The 18,575-nt window shown below is 58.6% G+C and carries 19 protein-coding genes, 1 tRNA gene and 1 pseudogene; 8 read left to right on the top strand and 13 right to left on the bottom strand.

Translation table 11 applies throughout. The features are described from left to right. Window positions 1-15: 15 nt before the first annotated feature. Together IPM39_04735 and IPM39_04730 are read right to left on the bottom strand one after the other, a co-directional pair. Window positions 16-2,457: a hypothetical protein gene (locus IPM39_04735; protein ID MBK8985376.1), complete on the bottom strand. Its 2,442-nt coding sequence runs from the start codon at window positions 2,455-2,457 to the stop codon at window positions 16-18. Next, window positions 2,457-2,741 carry a DUF503 domain-containing protein gene (locus IPM39_04730; GenBank protein ID MBK8985375.1) on the bottom strand — a complete coding sequence of 95 codons (285 nt, stop codon included), beginning with the start codon at window positions 2,739-2,741 and terminating at the stop codon, window positions 2,457-2,459. Before IPM39_04730 ends, IPM39_04735 begins: the two co-directional genes overlap by 1 nt. Window positions 2,742-3,465: 724 nt before the next feature. Here IPM39_04730 and IPM39_04725 point away from each other — a divergent pair. Then, complete coding sequence (locus IPM39_04725; protein ID MBK8985374.1) at window positions 3,466-4,236, top strand: DUF4230 domain-containing protein; 771 nt, start codon at window positions 3,466-3,468, stop codon at window positions 4,234-4,236. A gap of 85 nt (window positions 4,237-4,321) precedes the next feature. On the opposite strand, the gene IPM39_04720 is transcribed toward IPM39_04725, so the two are convergent. Continuing rightward, on the bottom strand, window positions 4,322-4,813 hold the full coding sequence (locus IPM39_04720; GenBank protein MBK8985373.1) for a flavin reductase family protein: 492 nt from the start codon (window positions 4,811-4,813) through the stop codon (window positions 4,322-4,324). 124 nt (window positions 4,814-4,937) lie between these two features. Between IPM39_04720 and IPM39_04715 the strand changes: the two genes are divergently transcribed. Further along, a complete protein-coding gene (locus tag IPM39_04715; protein ID MBK8985372.1) occupies window positions 4,938-5,345 on the top strand; it encodes a hypothetical protein in 408 nt (135 codons plus the stop codon). Window positions 5,346-5,367: 22 nt separating this feature from the next. Here the strand turns inward: IPM39_04715 and IPM39_04710 are convergent, their stop codons facing one another. Together IPM39_04710 and IPM39_04705 are read right to left on the bottom strand one after the other, a co-directional pair. Beyond that, window positions 5,368-6,000 carry a haloacid dehalogenase gene (locus IPM39_04710; GenBank protein MBK8985371.1) on the bottom strand — a complete coding sequence of 211 codons (633 nt, stop codon included), beginning with the start codon at window positions 5,998-6,000 and terminating at the stop codon, window positions 5,368-5,370. 12 nt (window positions 6,001-6,012) lie between these two features. Then, window positions 6,013-6,372 carry a DUF3467 domain-containing protein gene (locus IPM39_04705; protein ID MBK8985370.1) on the bottom strand — a complete coding sequence of 120 codons (360 nt, stop codon included), beginning with the start codon at window positions 6,370-6,372 and terminating at the stop codon, window positions 6,013-6,015. Between the two features lie 315 nt (window positions 6,373-6,687). Here IPM39_04705 and IPM39_04700 point away from each other — a divergent pair, with 315 nt between their 5' ends. The 6 genes from IPM39_04700 (at window position 6,688) to IPM39_04675 (ending at window position 11,926) form a co-directional block, all read left to right on the top strand. Further along, entirely contained in the window at window positions 6,688-7,095 is a 408-nt protein-coding gene (locus IPM39_04700; GenBank protein ID MBK8985369.1) for an archease, read from the top strand. 12 nt (window positions 7,096-7,107) lie between these two features. Further along, window positions 7,108-8,556: an RtcB family protein gene (locus IPM39_04695; protein MBK8985368.1), complete on the top strand. Its 1,449-nt coding sequence runs from the start codon at window positions 7,108-7,110 to the stop codon at window positions 8,554-8,556. Between the two features lie 197 nt (window positions 8,557-8,753). Further along, a complete protein-coding gene (locus tag IPM39_04690) occupies window positions 8,754-9,392 on the top strand; it encodes a helix-hairpin-helix domain-containing protein (protein ID MBK8985367.1) in 639 nt (212 codons plus the stop codon). Window positions 9,393-9,495: 103 nt separating this feature from the next. Continuing rightward, window positions 9,496-10,638, top strand: coding sequence for a glycosyltransferase family 9 protein (locus IPM39_04685; protein MBK8985366.1), 1,143 nt, complete (start codon window positions 9,496-9,498; stop codon window positions 10,636-10,638). Between the two features lie 73 nt (window positions 10,639-10,711). Continuing rightward, window positions 10,712-10,784 (top strand) — tRNA-Asp (locus IPM39_04680). A gap of 752 nt (window positions 10,785-11,536) precedes the next feature. Beyond that, the gene (locus IPM39_04675; GenBank protein MBK8985365.1) at window positions 11,537-11,926 is read left to right on the top strand and encodes a hypothetical protein; all 390 of its coding nucleotides are present in this window, start codon (window positions 11,537-11,539) and stop codon (window positions 11,924-11,926) included. 21 nt (window positions 11,927-11,947) lie between these two features. Here the strand turns inward: IPM39_04675 and IPM39_04670 are convergent. From IPM39_04670 to IPM39_04635, 8 genes and pseudogenes are all read right to left on the bottom strand, one after another. Beyond that, a pseudogene (locus tag IPM39_04670) lies at window positions 11,948-12,433 on the bottom strand (recombinase family protein). After that, on the bottom strand, window positions 12,405-12,584 hold the full coding sequence (locus IPM39_04665; protein MBK8985364.1) for a hypothetical protein: 180 nt from the start codon (window positions 12,582-12,584) through the stop codon (window positions 12,405-12,407). Before IPM39_04665 ends, IPM39_04670 begins: the two are co-directional and overlap by 29 nt. A gap of 113 nt (window positions 12,585-12,697) precedes the next feature. Next, complete coding sequence (locus IPM39_04660) at window positions 12,698-14,257, bottom strand: ATP-binding protein (protein ID MBK8985363.1); 1,560 nt, start codon at window positions 14,255-14,257, stop codon at window positions 12,698-12,700. Next, entirely contained in the window at window positions 14,229-14,666 is a 438-nt protein-coding gene (locus IPM39_04655) for a hypothetical protein (protein MBK8985362.1), read from the bottom strand. The genes IPM39_04660 and IPM39_04655 overlap by 29 nt, the downstream gene beginning before the upstream one ends. Further along, window positions 14,663-15,415: a hypothetical protein gene (locus IPM39_04650; protein MBK8985361.1), complete on the bottom strand. Its 753-nt coding sequence runs from the start codon at window positions 15,413-15,415 to the stop codon at window positions 14,663-14,665. The genes IPM39_04655 and IPM39_04650 overlap by 4 nt, the downstream gene beginning before the upstream one ends. Before the next feature lie 318 nt (window positions 15,416-15,733). Continuing rightward, window positions 15,734-15,934: a helix-turn-helix domain-containing protein gene (locus IPM39_04645; protein MBK8985360.1), complete on the bottom strand. Its 201-nt coding sequence runs from the start codon at window positions 15,932-15,934 to the stop codon at window positions 15,734-15,736. 141 nt (window positions 15,935-16,075) lie between these two features. Then, window positions 16,076-18,325 carry a DUF3854 domain-containing protein gene (locus tag IPM39_04640; GenBank protein MBK8985359.1) on the bottom strand — a complete coding sequence of 750 codons (2,250 nt, stop codon included), beginning with the start codon at window positions 18,323-18,325 and terminating at the stop codon, window positions 16,076-16,078. 1 nt (window position 18,326) lies between these two features. Beyond that, complete coding sequence (locus IPM39_04635; GenBank protein ID MBK8985358.1) at window positions 18,327-18,488, bottom strand: hypothetical protein; 162 nt, start codon at window positions 18,486-18,488, stop codon at window positions 18,327-18,329. Window positions 18,489-18,575 lie beyond the last annotated feature (87 nt).

Below are 18,575 nucleotides of genomic sequence, written 5' to 3'. Positions count from 1 at the left end.
CCTGGTCTTGATTGATTACGGCCGTAACTCCCCCACCAACACCGGATACACAGCACCCAGGTCCAGGCCGCCCACGCTTTTGTTCTCCAGGCGGAGTTGGACGGCGTTATTGTCGCCGATGAAGCGTTGGGCGTTGGGCACGGCCGTTGTGCCCCAGGCGGCGTCGGTGATGGTTGTCCAGGAGCCGGCCGACCAGTCCCACAATTGGATGCCCGGCGTCGGGCTGCTGCCAGAGGCGCTCGGCTCTAACTGCACGCTCAGCGCCGTCACCGCCAGATTCGCCAATTCCGGCCAGGGGCGGTAGACCACCTCCATCCAGACGCCCGGCGGCAGGTAGACGTTTTGGATGCTGCGCGCATACAGACCGTTATCGGCGACAATCTCCCAGTTTAGCAGTGTGGAAGGGACGGTGACCTGGCCGCCAGAAAATTGTTCGGCCAGAGGGATCTCGATGAGGTAAAGGGTGGTAGCGGTACGGCCGTTCTCCCCCACCGCCAGGGCTGCATCCAGATAAGCCCCATCGGTCCAGGCCACCAATGTGACCGTCGGCGCAACCTGGGTAGTGACGCCTGAGTTTTCTTGTTCCATCGCTTGCAACAACTGCCAGCGCGGGAACGCCTGCCGGTCATTGTAGTAATCGCTGGTTCCTAAAATGATTTCGGCGTTCATCAGCAGCGGCGAACCGAAACTGGGGCCAAAGCTGAAAGCCGGCAGCCCGGTGACTGTGGAGGCCACACCCAACACTTCCAAGCGGTTCACTTCTGCGCCTGGCGCCAGGTCGCCCAGGGCAACGGCCGTACCGCCCATCAGCAGCGTCACATTTTGCAGCGTCATCTGGCTGTGGTTGCGGATGGTGGCGGCCAATTCCACACGGCCGTCGGCAATTTGCAGCGCGGCGTCGGCCGTGATGGGCAGGGCCGGCTGAATGCTGTCGGCGGCGAAACTTTCCACGTCGCTGACGTCCACCCGCACATCACGCAAAATCACCTCGCTGCCACGGACGATGGCCCCCACGTTGGTCGCTTCGCCAAAGCCGGTAAGCAGCGGCCGGGCCATGGCGCCGGCCGGCAAGACCACATCATAGCTGCCGCGCCGTGGCGAATATAGACCCAAAACGGAATGAACACGCATCGCCGGGCTGTCGGCCGAGCCGTAGGCGACGGACATTTCGTTGATGATGGTGGTATTGCCTTTGATCTGGAAACCGGTGAGATAAGCGACAAAGCTAAATAGGAGGACGAGGGCTGGAATGGTGAGCCAGGCGAGTTCGCGCCGGTTGCGCCGCTTGAGAACGATGTAGTTGACCGGCCCAACGACCACCACGTAAACAAGCAGGTAGAAAGCCAGCTGCAACACCGAAGGTAAGGCCAGGGAGGGGAGGCTGCCAACGGCCGTATTTGCCGCATAGTTGTTACGAATTCCCACCGACCAGGGGGAGAACGGCGGCAGCCGGTTGGCTACCTCGGCCCAAAGTACCGGGCTGCCGTTCCAATCTAACAGGGGGGCCAGGCTGGGGTCCAGCGCCAGGAAGTAGATGGCTCCAAGCCCTTGGGGCTGGCGCGCCAACAGCGGCAAAGCGTCTTGCCGCCAGAGCATCTCGCCGCGGCGCAGGCTGCTGCTGGTGACAAAATAGGGGCCAGGGTCGCGGAAGGGATGGCCGGCGGCGGCGCTGAGCGCCGGCAAATCGGCCACCGATTCGCTGCCGGTGAGGCTGACGGGGAGGAAATCGGCCAGGGGGACGGCCGTTTTCTGCCAGCCTGGCCCGCCGGCGACAAGCAGCTGCCCACCCGTTTCCACCCAGGCGGTCAGCGCCGTCTGCTGCGCCGGGGTCAACTGACTGCTATCTACATCGTGCAAGACAAGGACATCCAGAGCGTTCCAGGCCGGAGACAGGTCGGGCAGATCATCCAGGGAAAGGTAGGCGACGGCCGCTTCCGGGCGGCTGGCGGTGACGCTTTGCAGGAAATCGAGGTCGCCCGGCGTCGGGGTGACAACGCCGTAAAGGATGCCATCCACAGCCAGTTGGTTGAGTTTGTTACTGGTGGCGCTGAGTAGAAAACGGCCGTTGGCGTCTTGCAAGACTACTTGAATTTCGCTGGTGAAGCGGGGCAGGGAAACGTACATCGTCACCCGCTTGTTCGATTGGGTGGGCAGGCTGATGGGGGCGGCATAGACGACACGGTCGCCGTTGGTATCGCTGCCAACGGCGATGCGCAGTTCGCCTTCAACGGCCGGGCCGGTATTGGCGGCGGTAATGACTACCGGAACCCAAAAATCAGACTTGTACACGCCATCATAACCGGCGCTGGCCGCCAGGGTGAGGCCGTTGTCTGGCGGTTGCTGCGCCTGGGAGACGGCCGTGCCCCACCAGAGCATAGGCAGCAGGATGAGTATGAGTAGAAGCCGTTTGTGGATAAACATAGAGGTATTACGCTTTTGCGCCACCGTTGGTTCCATTAGAGAAACTCAATGCGGTAAGCGTCAATGGGCAGGTCTGGGCGGCTGTTTTCCAACCAGGCGACAGCTTTTTCCAGCAGACCATGTAGATAACCGGTATCATTGCCGACGGTGGCCAGGGCGATAACGGCCGTTTGCCACACATCCTGGTGCGCCACCTCCGCCACCGCCACGTTAAAGTGCTGTGGCAGACGCGCCAAAACAGATTTTACAATCTGCCGCTTTTCCTTTAAAGAAGAAACACCGCTCAGGTTCAAAGTAATGACACAGGTAGCCACAATCATGGTCCCAATTGTCCACCAGATAGCCCAGGGTGCAAATCAAGGGTAACTATGCACCCCGGATGCACAGAGGGCACGTGCAAGAATTTAGTCCACAGCTTTCACAGATTACACAAATTTTTATCCTCAATCTGTGAAATCTGTGTAATCTGTGATAACCCTTTTTGGTTCTGGCTTGTCCAGGTTAGTACCTTACGAGCCAACTTCTTGCACAGTGAGCAAGAATATTTGTCAAAGATTGCGCAGATGTCGCAGATTTTTATCTTCAATCTGCGTAATCTGTGAAATCTGTAATGATCACGATTTGGTCAATGTCATTCTGAGCGGAGTCTTCGGAGCGAAGAATCCCTATTTGTCGGCAGCAAGGGGATTCTTCCTCGAAGACTCGTCAGAATGACAGCGCTTCCAACCAAATCGTGACCATTACAGTAATCTGTGAAATCTTTGATACCCCTTTTTGGTTCTGGCTTATCCAGGTCAGGTACAATCCAGGAATATAAGACCGGCATGAATCCCATTGATGTTCTATATCTTCCTCGACGCAACTGTGTTTAAATTGATGTAGTGTGTCAGCTGCGGCCCCTGTTTGCCGCCCAGCACACCAGATGATAAGGTTGTCTTGAGGTAAAGATAAGGTTCAACAAGGGCAAAAGAGCTTATACTACTACTCAACACAGGTTTGTCTATAGCCTAATAGAAAGTATCTGCATGATAGGGATTATCTTATATGAGTGAACAACAGAAAGTAAGAGAAGGCAGCAGCATCGGCGTATTTTTGCGCAGCCTGGTGTTTGTCACGTTGATTGTCTTCCTGGTATTGGGGTCTGTGGCTGCGTATGCCGTCATTGCCGGGGCCAACAAGGTAGACCAGGGGGTCGTTCAGCCGATCAGCGACCTGGTACGGAGCCTGATTGTTCCGGCGACGCCGGTTTACATCCCCAGCCCAACGACCATCGTCACCCAAATCAACAATTTGTCGCGGCTGGAAACGGCTTCCATTGAGATGGAAAAAGTGGTCACGGCCGAACGCAATCAGGAAGCATTGTGGGGATTGTTGGGCGAGTCGTTGGTTTTTGTGGCGCATGGTAAGGTCATTGCCGGGGTTGATTTTGCCGAAATGTCGGTGGAAGACATTCAGGTGTATGGACCGGATACGGTGATGGTTCACCTGCCAGCCGTCAAGACATTCGACGACTTACCGGCGCTGGACACCGGCAAATCTTATGTTGCCAATCGCAGCACCGGCTTGCTGGCCGGGACAGACGCCACCCTGGAAACCGAGGTGCGCCAATTGGCCGAAGCCAAAATCCGCGAAGCGGCTCAGGACAGTGGCATTCTGGAACTGGCCCAGACCAACGCCGAAAGCTATATGCGAAACTTCCTGGGAAGCCTCGGCTTCACCAACGTCACGTTTACAGACACCACCCCACCGCCACCGCCCGCGCCTTACGTGCAGGAAGTGCCGAAGGGGTATATCTTGGTTACGCCGACGCCGTAGGATCAGTAGTCAGTGTTCAGTAATCAGTGTTCAGTAGTCAGGCTACTGAACACTGAACACTGAACTCTGTACACTGACCACTTTCTCATCCAGAATAGTTCCAGCCAAGTTGGGGCAGGGTCAGGGTGTCGTCTACGTCGCCCTCTTTAAGGACAGCGCCGCCGACCACTTCGCCGATCAGGATGTCGTGGTCGCCGCCGACATCTACTATTTGTACGACCTTGCATTCTACATAGGCAGCAGCGTCGGCCAGGATGGGGCAGCCGGTTTGCGGCGCAGGTGTGTAGTTGGCCTGGTCCATTTTGGCCGGATTTTTGGCCCGCCCTTTGGTGAAGGGCATCATGGCGTCCTGGTCTTCCTGGTTGAAGATGTTGATGGCAAACACGCCACCTTCGCGAATGACGCTGTGAGTATAGGCTTTCTTCTGCAGGCCGACGACCATGAGGCGCGGCGTGAAGGATGCCTGTGTCACCCAGTTGGCGACCATGGCGTTAACGTCTGCGCCACTGCGTGATGTAATGGCGTAAAAGCCATATGGCAAGCGGTTTAGCGTTTCTTTGATGGGATCATCGGACATGGTTTGTTCTCCTACTCTTTTAGACCCACAGGGTTTTTGCAGCCCTTATCATTATGGCCCAAAGCGGACAAAAGTCCAGGTATACCGGGTTGGCCTCATTCTTTTTTCACAAAGGGGGTTGGTGTTGGCTTTTCTGTCAGGCGGGCGATGGGTGACGGCGATAACGGCCGTTTACGCCCTCTATGCCCTGGTGTGGATCAGCCTGGAAGGGGGGCTGATCAATACGTTGATCATGGGCGTGGGCGGCACGGCCGTTTCTGGGGCTTATCTGGCGCGGCGGGTTGTGGCTAAACGGCCGTTGGCGTTGTGGCGCTGGTTGGCAGGAACGGCCGTGCTGGGTCTGCTGTTCGGTCTGGGCTGCGGGCTGCTGACGCTGTTTTTTATGGCCGTCAAAACCGGCCTCCACGCCCACGGCCCCGAATTCACGCCCACTGAAATTGCCTGGGTCTGGCAGCGCACCCCGCTCTGGGCGTTCGTCGGCCTGCTTGCCGGGCTGGGCCTGGGGATGTTAGTTGGGAAGGATGAAGGATGAAGGATGCGTTCACTGTTTCTTGTTAATTGTTAAATTTTGCTTCCAGCGCTTCCAGCGCGGCTTCCAGCTTGGCCTGGCGCAGGCTGGTGGTCACATCGCCGCGGGTGCGTTCCAGCACGGCGCGCACCGTGTCTGTGCGGCGGCGCAGTCCGCCGGTGATCGAATCGTTAAAGTCAAACGTAACCAGGATGCTGTAAATGGCGTCCATCACATCCAGCAGCCGCTCCGCTTCGTCGCTGTGGCCGTGGCGGATAATGTCCAGAATGCGGCGGCGCAGTTCGGTGGCTGCTTCAGCCAGGCCATTGAGCCAGGTATTGGATTCTGCGCCGAGGTCGGTGGGGGTGGGTAACGGCCGTGCCCGCATAATGGCATACGTCAGGTGCGCTTCCACATACTCCTTAATGGCGTCCTGGGTATAGCCGGCAAAATAAAGATCGGGATAATCGGCCACGTCGGCGACAAAGGTTGTTTTGGCCTGGTTTAGCTCCAGCAGCAGCGTGTCGGTTGTCTCCCATTCGCTGCGGTGCATGGCGCGAATGGAGCGGGCGCACAGGCTGATCAACTCGCGTGACCGTTGGTACGCCTGGTCGCGCGCCGCGTTGACTCGTTCAAATTCCTGCCGGATTTCTTCGGCCAGTTGATCTAACTGATCCATGCGCTGTTTCTCCTATTCAGGGTCGCTTTTGCTGTCTTTGTTGTCGTCATCGCTGTCTTGCTGGGGAAAACGGAAGAATTGGTCGGCCAGATTCATTTGCTGCGGCAGGCGAATTTCGCCAAACTGCCGTTCGTAGTTGGCGATGTTTTGCGCCAGGGCCAGTTGCAGCATTTTGGCGTGCATCGGCGACATGATGACCCGCGCCTGCACCGAACCACGCGGCATGCGCGGCAGCACCTGGGCGAAATCTAACACCACTTCGGCCGGCGTATGGCTGATAAAAGCGACGTTGGCATAGACTGCCTGCAGCTCTTTGGGGATGTCTATACTTATCCGCTTGGCCGGCGGTTGGGTTTGTGGTTGGTCGTTCATCGGTTGCTCCTTGTTTCAAGTTACCTGAGCCAGCGCTCAGATACCTAATCATACCGCCAGCCGCGCCGAGATGCTACGGATTAGGCTTTGCAACTATTTACCACAGAGGCACGGAGGGCACGGAGATTGAACCTGACAAGCCTCCGTGTCTCGTGGGGCAATCCCAGAGAGGCTGTAAAGTTACTAAACTTCTATGCTACAATAGAATTGTGCCTGAATAGAACTGCAAACAAACGAGTTGCCGACAACAAAAGGCGCGAATCTACCGGGGAAGACAACAATCTGAACCAAGCAATAACGCAAACCTGAGGAAGCATGGCAGGCTTTGAAATTGTGGACCACACGGCCGATTGGTCTATTCGGGTATGGGCAGATGACCTGGCCGATCTGCTGCGCCAGGCGGCTGTGGCCATGAATTATTTGATGGTTGGTGGGGAAACGGCCGTTTCCCCCACCATCACCCGCCATCTCAGTCTGGACGCCGATGACGCGGAGGGCCTGCTGGTAGACTGGTTGGGCGAGTTGGCTTATTGGGCGGAGATGGAGCAGGTGGTGTTTGCGCAGTTGGCGTTAACGGCCGTTTCCCCCACCCATCTAACCGCCACCCTGCGCGGCGGCCCTGTGCCCGAACTTGTCAAACATATCAAAGCCGTCACCTACCACAATTTAGCCATCACCCCCACCGAACAAGGGCTGGAAGTGACGATTGTATTCGATGTGTAGCTGGAGGCAGCCATGAAACGCAGCGATTTCCGACAAATCACCCCTTACATTCACGAAATACCGGCCACCTACCGCGCCGATATGCGCGTCCCGGCGCGCTTTTACGCCGATGGCGACCTGCTGACGGCCGCCCTGGAAGACAAAAGCCTGGACCAACTGGTGAACACGGCCACCCTGCCCGGCATCGTCAAATACGCCCTGGCGATGCCCGACATCCACCAGGGGTATGGCTTCCCCATCGGCGGGGTCATCGCCACCCAACTGCCCGACGGCGTCATCTCACCTGGCGGTGTTGGCTACGACATTAACTGCGGCGTGCGCCTGCTGGCGACCCACCTGCACAAAGATGACCTGGACAGCCACCTGGACCGGCTGGCTTCGGCGCTGCAAGCCAACTGCCCCAGCGGCGTGGGCCAGGGCGGCAGCTTGCGCCTGAAGCGCCAGGACCTGGACCGATTGATGGTGCAGGGCGCGGATTGGGCGCTGAAAAATGGCTACGCCACCCCAATGGACCTGGAACGCACGGAGGAAAACGGCCGTCTGCCCCACGCCGATGCCAGCAAAGTGAGCGAACGGGCTAAAACACGCGGCCTGGACCAGATCGGCACGTTGGGTGCGGGTAACCATTTCATCGAAGTAGACGTGGTAGACGAGATTTTTCATGACGAGGCGGCGCAGCGCATGGGCCTCTTCCCCGGCCAGATTGTGGTGCAAATCCACTGCGGTTCACGCGGCTTCGGCCATCAGATTTGCACCGATTATGTGAAACGGTTCCAACAGTCAGTGCAGCGCTACGGCATCAAACTGCCGGATCGGGAATTGGTTTGCGCGCCGCTCAGCAGCCCGGAAGGTCAAGATTACCAGGCGGCGATGCACGCCGCGGCCAATTACGCCTTCGTCAACCGCCAGGTCCTGACGCACCTCATTCGGCAGAGCTTTGAGCAGGTATTGGCCGGGACGGGATTGCGTTCGACACTGTTCCAGGTGTACGACATCGCCCACAACATGGCAAAAATTGAGGTGCATCAGGTAGACGGCCGTCAACTGACCCTGTGTGTCCACCGCAAAGGGGCCACCCGCGCCTTCGGCCCCGGTTCGCCGGTGCTGCCCGACGCCTACCGCGACATCGGCCAGCCGGTGTTGGTTCCCGGCTCCATGGGCACAGCCAGTTGGGTGCTGGTGGGCACGGAGCAATCTATGACCCAGAGCTTTGGCTCCACCTGCCACGGCGCGGGGCGCACCATGAGCCGCAGCCAGGCCAAACGCACCATTCGCGGCGACGAACTGCGCCAGGAACTGGAGGCTGAAGGCATCCACATCCGCGCCGGCAGCCTGCCGGGTCTGGCGGAAGAAGCGCCATCGGCTTACAAAGACGTGGATAAAGTGATCGAGGTGGTACATGGGGCCGGCATCGCCCGCAAGGTGGCCCGTATTGTGCCGGTGGCCGTCGTGAAGGGGTGACGAGGAACAGGGAACGCAGATTACACAGATAGTCACAGGTTTTTATCTGTGAAATCTGTGTAATCTGTGGATTATTCTCAGAGGAGGCTTCATGGGTGGGCTGCACCCACCACCATGAACGAAAACCCTGGGAGCGCAGGCGTCTCGCCTGCCAGGGCGGACGGGACGTCCGCGCTCCCATTTTCAAAGGAGGGTATTTGGTCGTGAAGGTTAGCCAGAGTAATGTGGGGGTTTTTGTATTGGGATTTGTGTTGGGGATGATTATGGCGTTTGGGGGGATGGCGCTGCTGCGGCGCACGCAGCCGGCGCCAATTGTGATTGTGCCGCCCGCGCCGACAAATACGCCAGCGCCAACAGCCACGCCAGGGCCGATTCAGGTGTATGTGAATGGGGCGGTGGCGCATACGGCCGTATATACTTTGCCACCCGACAGCGCCATCGAGCAGGCGATTGCCGCCGCCGGGGGGTTTGCGCCGGACGCGAACACGGCCGTTGTCAATCTGGCGCAGCCGTTGTTTCATGGGGCGCAGGTGTATGTGCCGACGGTGAACGAAGTGGCGGCCATGCCAACGGCCGTCATCAGTGCGCCGGGTGGACAGCGGGGAACGGCCGTGACCATTTCCGATACAGGCGCGGGCGGTCTGGTCAACATCAACCAGGCCAGCGCCGCCGAACTGGAAACATTGCCGGGCATTGGCCCCAGCACCGCCGCAAGCATCATCGAATACCGCACCAACAGCGGCCTGTTCAACAGCATCGAAGAAATCATGAACGTGCCGGGCATCGGCGAAGGCAAGTTCGAGCAAATTAAAGAGCTGATCATGGTGGGGCAGTAGGTGTAGAGTGTAGAGTGTGGAGTGTGGAGTGTGGAGTGTGGAGTGTGGAGAGATTGAACTACACTCTCGTGCCTTCGTGGTGAACTTCTGTTATCTTTAACCTATGCCTCGTGATAATTGGCTTACCGTTGCTGCGGCGCGCGCGGCGCACATTCCATTTGGGCTGTTCGGCCGACGGCCGTTTACGCCGCCGCAAAAAGTAGTCATTCTGCAACCGTGCTGCATCAGCCAGGTGATGTTAACAACGCCGCTGCTGGCAGCATTGAGCAACGCCTATCCACAAACCCGCTTCGATTGGGTAGTCGGCGCCTGGGCACGGCCGGCGATCATCGGCAATCCGCGCCTGACGGAGCTGATTGACGCCGGGGCGGATAACCTGAAAGCGGCCGGGTGGACGGCCATCCGCCAGTTAGCCCATCGTCTGCAAGAAGAAGCCTACGATACGTGCATCATCCCCAGCCGCTCCAGCACGTTGGCGCTGGTGGCCTGGGAGGCCAGCATTCCGCAGCGCATTGGCCTGAACGTAAACGGCCGTGGCTTTACCCACACCATCGCTGTAAAACCAACTGCTCAGACCAAACACGCCGCCGAAATCTACCTGTCGTTGGCCGCCCACATGGGCGTGGACGTGGGCGCGGCCAGTTCGGTAGGGATGGAATTTTATCCGCCGGACAAGGACCGCACGACCGTTACCCATCGCCTGGTGGAAGAATTGGACTGGCTGGGCGACTGCCCGCTGGTGGTCATCCATCCCGGTGGGGCAAGCAACCCACAGCAGAGCGACCCGGACAAAGTGTGGCCGGCCGAACGCTTCGCCCGGCTGGCGAACCACATTGGCCGCCAACATGGGGCGCGGATTTTACTGGTGGGCACAGTCCAAGACCGGGAGATTGCCCAAAGTATCATGGGGATGACGGCCGTGCCGATTGCTAATTGGGCTGGCCGCGTCAGCCTGGGGGAGCTGGGCGGCTTGTGTGAAGTGGCCGATTTGTATATTGGCAATGATACCGGGCCGACGCATGTGGCGACGGCCGTAGGCTGCCCCACGCTGGCGATCTTTGGACCGAGCAACCCGGCTGTTTCGGGGCCTTATGGGGCAAAAGGGCAGGTGGTGGCGTTGTGGCATGATTGGCAGGCGGCGGGGGAAGCGGGACGGCCGTTTAGTTGGGATGTGGGGGTAGCGGTGGAAGAGGCGGTAACGGCCGTGGATGGGTTGTTAAGCCAGAAAACGGCGGCAAAGAGATGACCCGGGCTTGAGATTTTCCGGGCAATTGATATTGACAGCCCCCCTGGTTTTTGATAATATCCCAGTCGCTCTAGGGGGCGTGGTGTAGTGGTTAACACGTCGGCCTGTCAAGCCGAAGATCGCGGGTTCGATCCCCGTCGCTCCCGTTCCGGGTGCAAGTTGAATCAGATTCACTTGCACCCTTTTTCATTTCTGTCCTCAAGCCCTCAATCACTTCATCCGATGCCGCCGTCTCATTGTCAATGACAATGCTAAAGTCCCCATGTAAGGCGATAGCGATGACCCGATCATCGTAGACAAAGATTCGATCCACAATCTTCGCCAACAATTGCTGACGCGCTTCTTCCGGTTTCGGCACGTTTTCACAAGCATCCCAGTAAGATTGAAAGTTCTCCAGCAAATCAGCCGCCTCGACCAGATCGTCATAATCTACGGGCCGCAGCGAGTCAATCTCTTTCTGTAACTGGCTTCGCTTGCCGATGTAATTCTCCGGCGTTAGGAACCCCTGCTCCCAACTGAAGTCTATTCGTTTGACAACCTCCTCGATTTCCGCCATCCGTCGTAATGCTTCCGCATGTTCAACCCGGCTGCGGATCGCTTCCTCAACCCGTTCCTGGAACCCTTCCGGTATTTTCACCTGCACCAAAGCGCGTACCACCTGCTCGTCTACCTTGTCTATAGCTGCATAGCCTTGTTCGCAACGATGGTAGCCTCTGTCTCGCGCCATACAGCGATAATGACCTCTGTCACGACGATGATCCCAGGCGGGTCGCATTTTGCCGTAGTTGGCATCTACTAACCCTTTAGGACGGGTTGCCACACAACGGGCACAGTAAACCCTGTCGCGCAACACGTAAGTTCGTATTGTCGTCGGGGCGTTGCGCAACCGGGTAAGGTGTTGACGTACTTCCTGGCATCTTTCAAAGAGTTCATCGGAAATGAAGCCCTGATGTTTGCCCTCAAACCACTGCTTGCGATGACGATTCGACTTCTTGCCCTGCCCCAACGTTCCGGCGTAGAGGGTTTCCGCATAGGGAACGCGACCGGTATAGATCTGGTTTTGCAGTATGTCGCGCACGGTGTCTTTACCGATGGGTTTTTTATCCTGCCGCAGTTGCTGAATGACGCGCCGCCGGTTCATCCATTGAGCGATGGTCAGATCGCTATGCTCCCCTGTTGCATACATGCGAAAGGCACGACGAACGATAGCGGCTTGCCGCAGATTAATATGCAATCCCGGCTGGCGTTCTTCATCTCTGTTGTCCAGAGTGACCAGGTCATAGCCTAACGGGGGAATGCTGCCGTTGAATTCGCCTTTTGACACCCGTTGATACTTACCTCTTTTGGTCTCACTGCTCAGGTTCTTGGAATAGAACGCTGAAAAGACGGCGAGCATCTGCTCCATCATGGCAGTATAGGGGGAGTCGCTTTCATCTTCGGAAAAACCTTCGACGCAATAGAGCTTCAGGCCATATTCGTGCCGTAACAACATTTTTATCATCACGGCATGGTCATGATCTCGTGCCAGCCGATCGAATTTCCAGAACATCACCGCGTCGAAACGGCCGCGTTCGGCCGCACGACGCAAGTTCATGAACCCTTCCCGTTCAAGGCTCCAGCCAGTTTTCGCGCCATCGCTGTACACGTTAACGACCACGCCACCCCGTTCGGCAATCGTCCGGCGGCAGCGGTCTTCCTGCGCCTCCAGGCTCAAGTCATTCTGAAGTTCTGAAGAATACCGGGTGTAGACGGCAAATCGGATACGTTTATTCTGATTCGGATTCTTGTCGTTCATTGCTTCTGTTCTCCTTTTTGGGATTGGGGGCGGTTTCCCGCACCATCAATAAGACTGAGATTTCTGTCGCTTGTTTGGGTTTCTTGAGGATCGGCGCGTAAGCGCTCTCATCCACGAATACTTGACCTTGAAAAAAGGTGTATTTCGCCATAGGTTATGGCCTCCTTGTAGGTTTTCGATTTAGGGGGGAGCACGGGCTGTGTTCATAACAGTTCCTGAATCTGGTAGAGCCTCTACAGGTGTGTAGCGCTACTACTACCGCTACTACCGTAGAGGAGAATGCGAGTTGGTGCGTGTCGTCGTAGAGCTGTTGTTATTACCGCTCGTATCAAGGACTTCTTTCACGGCGCGATAAGCCGCGCCACCGTTGTAACCGAAGACGGCTCGTTCCACGGCCGCCTGACTGGGCAGTTCCCGCGCCAGTTGGCGAATGCGTTCCCGAATGGTTTCGGTGAGATTGTTAGGGTCGGCGAAGTCGGTTGGCTGGGGAACAGGGGCGATGAAGATGGGGGAGTTGCCCGCCTGGGGGCCGGTAGGTTGTGCTGGCGTTCGTTCGATGTGGACGGGGCGGATGCCCCGGTTGGTGCGCAGGATGGCGGGCCAATCCATGGGACGCGCCAGGTCGGGGTATTGGGTCACGGCCAATTTGCCCAGGAGCAGGACGTAGTTGAAGTTCTCCAGCAAGTCGCCTTCACCGCGGATTCCCAGCGTTTTGACGCGCGTACTTTGGGTGGAGACGACGAAGAAGAGGCCGACCTTGCGCCCTTCGCGCAGCCACTCACGCCACACCTCATCTACCTGGCGGCCCAGAGCAGCGACGATGGCCGGCATTTCATCGGTGGCGACGGTTAGCGGTTCAAACTGCGCCATTCCCTGCGCCCGTTGGCTGTAACGCTGGCTGAGCATGAGGCGCATCTGCTGCATGTAACGGCCGATGCTCTCAAAGTCCCGCCCACCGCCAATGACCTGGGCGTTGCCCCAACTGCCGGGCGTGTCGTGGGGGTCGAGGACGACGACCTGCGGCCGTCGGCGCAGGACGGCGAGCATGGCCGTGCTTTTGCCGCTGCCGGTTTCGCCGGCGATGAGGATGTGGCCGTGGATTAATGGGGGTAGTGGAATGGGGGTCACGGCCGTTTCCCCCTCCTCTGCCGGCGCTGGCAAAGCGCGTTGGGATGGGCGGGCGGGTAACACCTGCCAGCTATTGGCCGGAATCAGCACCCGCGGGCCGCTCACGTCGGTGACGGTGATGGGGCGAGAGCGTTGGTAGAGGTGATAGCCCACGCCGCCTGCCAGGATGACCAGCGCCAGCACTAACCCACCCCAGAAGTAGGGTTTGAGGCGGTTCATGGTTTGCCGGTATTCGAGGGCGGCGGCTTCCGATTGTCGCTGCAAGGCCAGTCTACGGGCTTCGTCTTCGACCAGATGTTGTTCGGCGATGGCCGCCTGGGCCACGGCCGTTCCTGTCGCCTGGGCCGCAATCGCTGAAAAAGTCGCTTCGGCGGACAACGCCTGTTCGCTGGCCCGCACGGTGATGGATTCGGTGGTGGCCGTTTGCGCTTGGGCGATGGTTTGGGCGGTAGCGGTGGCGATGGCAACGGCCGTTTGCGTGACCATTAACGCCTGTTGGGTGGCCTGCGCCGACTGCCGGGTTAACTCCGCGGCCTGCGCGGTGGCGGCATTGGCCGCCTGCCGGTGGACCGCGTCGGCGGCTGACAGGGTGGCGGCGGCATCCGGTGTGAGGAGATACCCACCGCCCGATGGCGCGACGCACGCGACCAACAGCAGCAAGAGCAGACTAATCCCAGGAATCCAGACTTTGTTCATCGTCCACCTCCGGCAGATAGCGCAGCGTTGGTACGTGGGGGAGTTCGGCCCAATCGGTTGTGTAGGGCGACTGTGGGATGGGTTGGCGCGGGCGGGGCGACGGCCGTTTCCGGGCCAATCGCCACTGCCGCAGGAATTCCGTGCCGCCGTGCATGATGAAGAGCAGTGAGCCAATCACCAACACCACCAAGGCCAACAAACCCGCGCCAAACCAGGCGCCGTGGCGACGGTACTTCGGCTCAACAGGCGGAGTTTGCCGGCTCTGCATGATGGTGTCGGTAACGCTGGGTGGCTGCGCCGCCTGTTCGGCCCAGGCATCAACAGCGTGTTTGCCCACGCTGCTGACTATCAGGCCGAAGGCGGCAAGGCACAGGAGGAGTAAAAGGAGAACTGACCCGAGCGATTTCATGACAAGACTTGCCACCCGTTACCGTTTCGTTGCAAACGACCGTCCTGTTCCAATTCGCGCACATAGTTGGACACGGTCGTTTTAGACCGGTCAATTTGCTGTCCAATGTGGGACAGACTGGCGTCTGGATTCTCATTCACAAAGAGCAGCAGGGTGTTCATGGCCTCCGTTTTGCTAACGGCGTCTTTTTCCGCTTTGGCCGCTCGCGCCCGTTCAATACTGACAGGCGTTTCAGCATTGTCTGGCTGAGGGCTGCCTGACGGTACGGCCGTTTTCGCCTGTGCCGTCCCGGTTGACGGTTGACGTTTACGGTCACGTTCGGCTTGTTTGACGGCCGTTTCCACATCCGTCCCCAGGATTTCTGCCAGGGCCAGGACGATGAGGGAAATGAGTCCCGTCGCCGCCAGGCCGATGAACGCCTGGATAGCATCCAGTTGCCGGATGGTCTGGCTGGTGAGCTGTTCGCCTTGCACGGCCGTAAACCCTTCGGCAATGTTGGCAACGGCCGAGACAACCACCACAGAGATAAGCACAAACAAGAAAAACCCGGTGGATTGTTTGCTGCGCCGCAGTTCGCCAATCCGCAGGGAAAGGCTAACCACGGCCGCCTCGATGCCAAAGGCAGCGATATAGCCAATAGCCGCCGGGTGTACGTAGCGGGCCAACAAGCCGCCGGTATGAACCAGGGTATAAGTCAACAGGGCCAGCAGGGAGAGAACGGTGACGCCAATCTGCACGTTTGCTTTCATCTGCACCTCCAGGAAAAGAAAAAGCCTTACCGCCGCGGCTGATGCCAGCGATAAGGCTGCTCGTAGATGGCCGAATCGGGATGGGTGAACCACCCAGAAACGCAAAACGGGCAACCAAATCACAGATATGCGAAGGGTTGCCCGTTTTGCCGGTGTCACCTACGTGACACACGTGCTAAAATTCGGCCAGCCCGTTCGCTGCTTACTCCAGCGGAAGGGTTAGGGTTGCATGTGTGTCGTCAGCACGTATGCAGCCCGTTTTCAGAAGTCATTATGTTACAATATGTAACATATTCTAGCTTTTTTAGAGCGTCTTGTCTACCGTTTAGGTCCTTTTCGCTTATCGGTAGAACTCTCGGCGTCCTGAATGTAATCCAATAGGGATTGGCGACTGATTTGCCAGACATGACCGAATTTGCGCGATTGGATAGTACCAGCACGCATGAGCCGTCGAAGATGATAGGGATGATACCCACTCAACTCGACTGCTTCGCGCGTTGTAATCCAGTCAACAGTCATGGGGCAGATTCTACCGCTTTACTCCGCCTGTGCAATTGGCATTCTCGATTATTCTGTTGTTAAGGTCCAAACTGAATGCTTCAGTTGTGCCAACTGTGCCAACCGTGCCAACTGTGCCAACTTCGGCGAAAGAGTGGCGATTTACTCCGCTAACGATTCCGGTAACGAAATACCATAGGCCGCTGTCCAACGCTTTAGCTCAGTCAAGGTGATTAACCAGTGGCGATTCCCCTGCCCACCAGAGCGAGGCGGCTTCTGCAAGCGCATTTTGTGCAGGGCTATCCCTATCTTCCGGCTCATTTGCCGCTCCAGAGAGATTTGCGCGTCGTCGGCTGCCATCTCCACCAGTTGTTCCGCCAGCTGACTGGCGCAAAACAGCCAATGCGCGCCGCCCGTGTTCTCTACATGGTTGGCACAGTTGGCACACCTGGCACAGTTGGCACACAATTGCGCCAACCCTCGAATCACCAGTGAGGTGAAATCGTCTGTTTCCAACTGCGGTCGTTCGTTTTGGTACTGCCAGGAAAGCTGCTCCAACCGCAGCCATAACCCGATACAGCCCTGCCCATCCAGCCAGCGGGCGACGGCCAGGATGGCCCGCCATGGTTCCAGATTGCGTCCGGTCAGGCGCGCTTCCTGGTTGACCACGGCTTCGACCTGCTTCATCTCTAACAGGTGGGTTAGCGCCAGCCGCCAGAGGTCGTCGAGTAACGGCCGTTTCGGATGCGGCCACAACTCTTCTTCCAACGGGTCGGCGTTGGCCCGGTAACGGTCGGGTGTGCGGATGAGCGGCACGATGATGGTGCGGCTGGCCAGCACGTTGTCCGGCAGATGGATGGCCGAGAAGAGCCGAAAGGAGAAGGTATTGACGTGGCGCGTCACCCAATTCTGGTTGGCGTCTTTCTCTTTGAGCGGGATGGTGCTGCCACGCCGGTTGCCCGCCAGGAGCAACGCCCGCTTTTCGGCGCTGGTGCTGCGGGGTTCGGCAAGGTCTTCGGCGTCGTCGAAAGCCAGCGTCGCGCCGTAGTCGGCCAGGTCGCGCAGGGCGGCGAAGGAGCCGCTGGCCTGGATCAGGTAGCCCAGATAGGACAACTCAGCAATCAGGATGAGTAGTTGGGTCTTGCCGCTGCCCCGGTCGCCGTTGGGCCAGAGGTAGCTGCTAACGGTGAAGGCGTCGAGGAACCAGGTCGCCAGGATGTAGCAGGCGATGAAGTCGGCCATCGTCTCCTGGTCGGCCAGGGAATGGTCGAAGTCTATGAAGCGGGAGATGATGGCCCGCAGTTGGTGGAACACGGCCGTTGCCTCCGCCCGATACCCCTTGGCATAGGCCTTCAATCCCGGCGTGGAGAGCAGCTTTTCAGCCAACGGGATTTCCGGCAGCACCAATTCCAGCGCCAGCTTGTCGTGCGGTTTTTGTCCGCCCTCGCCAAAGATGACGCCGTCGTCGCGGATGATGAAGAGGCGCTTTTCATGGCTTTGCCGTGGCGGGTCATGGCGGACGATGGTCCCGTCTTTCTTCTGTGTTTCCGTCTGGGTGACCCGGACGTAGCACCAGGTAGCGACGTAGGCACGGCCGTTAATCAAAGCCAACGGCCGTGTCATCCGTGCCGGCGCCTCATCGAGCAGTTCCACCTTCGGCGCAGCTGCTTTGGGTTCGGGGCGTGGGCCGACAGCCAAAGCCACCAGGTCGGGTATGCCTTTGCCGGTGGCGACCAGCCAATCGTCTACCCCTGTCTGGCCATCGTGCAACGGCGGCAGGTAGATATGGGACACAACGGCCTGTTTGCGCTTGAGGTGATCGGTGAAGCGTTCGAGCGCCTGCCGTACCCCTTGTCTGGTCATCACGTCGGAATCGAAGACCAGGTAGACCGGCCGATTCTTCCAGGCGATGGCGCCGAGGTCATTGGTAAAGGTTGTGCCGCCATACTCGCTGCGGCTTTTCCAGTTCCAGATGCCGGTCAGGGCGATGGCGCACGCGCCGCGCGAGACCAGGGCGTCGGCCTTCTTCTGCCCGTCGGTGATAAACAAGGGGATGGACGAATCCGCCAACTGCGGCCGGCAGAGCGGCGGGCAATCTACCTGCACCGTCTGGCCCTGTGGCATCTCATACTCGATGGCGTGCTGCGGATGCGTGCCGTCGGCGTGCCGTTGGCGGTGGTTTTCGACCAGGCGCGGGTTGTCGGGGCGATAGAGGGCGGAATCGGCACGGCCGTTGGTGGTATGCAGTGGGAGCAGTAAACCGGGAACCCGGCGTTGCCGTGGGGCAAAGCCCATTGCGGCCAGTTCTGCTTCGTCGGTGATGGTGCGATAGCCACGGACGGCGATCACCTCGTCGCTAATGCCGGAAGTCTGGCGCAGCAGGGTCAGATGGTGGGCAGCCAGGTCGGTCATCTTAACTCTCCCGGGTCTGCCCGCGACGGCGGATCGGCGGCGGCTCTGTCTCTTGTTCCCATTCGGGTGAGAGGACCAGCGTATAGACGTAAGCGAGCAGTTCGCGTCGTTTTTCGTCGGACAGCGGTTGCGCGCCGCTGGGGGGTGTTGCCTTTCGTTTCAAAGTATCTCCTTGGGTTGACCGGTCAGGGCTGGCTGCGCCAAGCGTCTTTGTTCAGCCTGACGCAGCCAACTTCACCGTGACCCGACC

The organism is Candidatus Leptovillus gracilis (genome assembly GCA_016716065.1).
Lineage (GTDB): Bacteria > Chloroflexota > Anaerolineae > Promineifilales > Promineifilaceae > Leptovillus > Leptovillus gracilis.
This window is presented reverse-complemented; position numbering and strand designations above follow the sequence as displayed.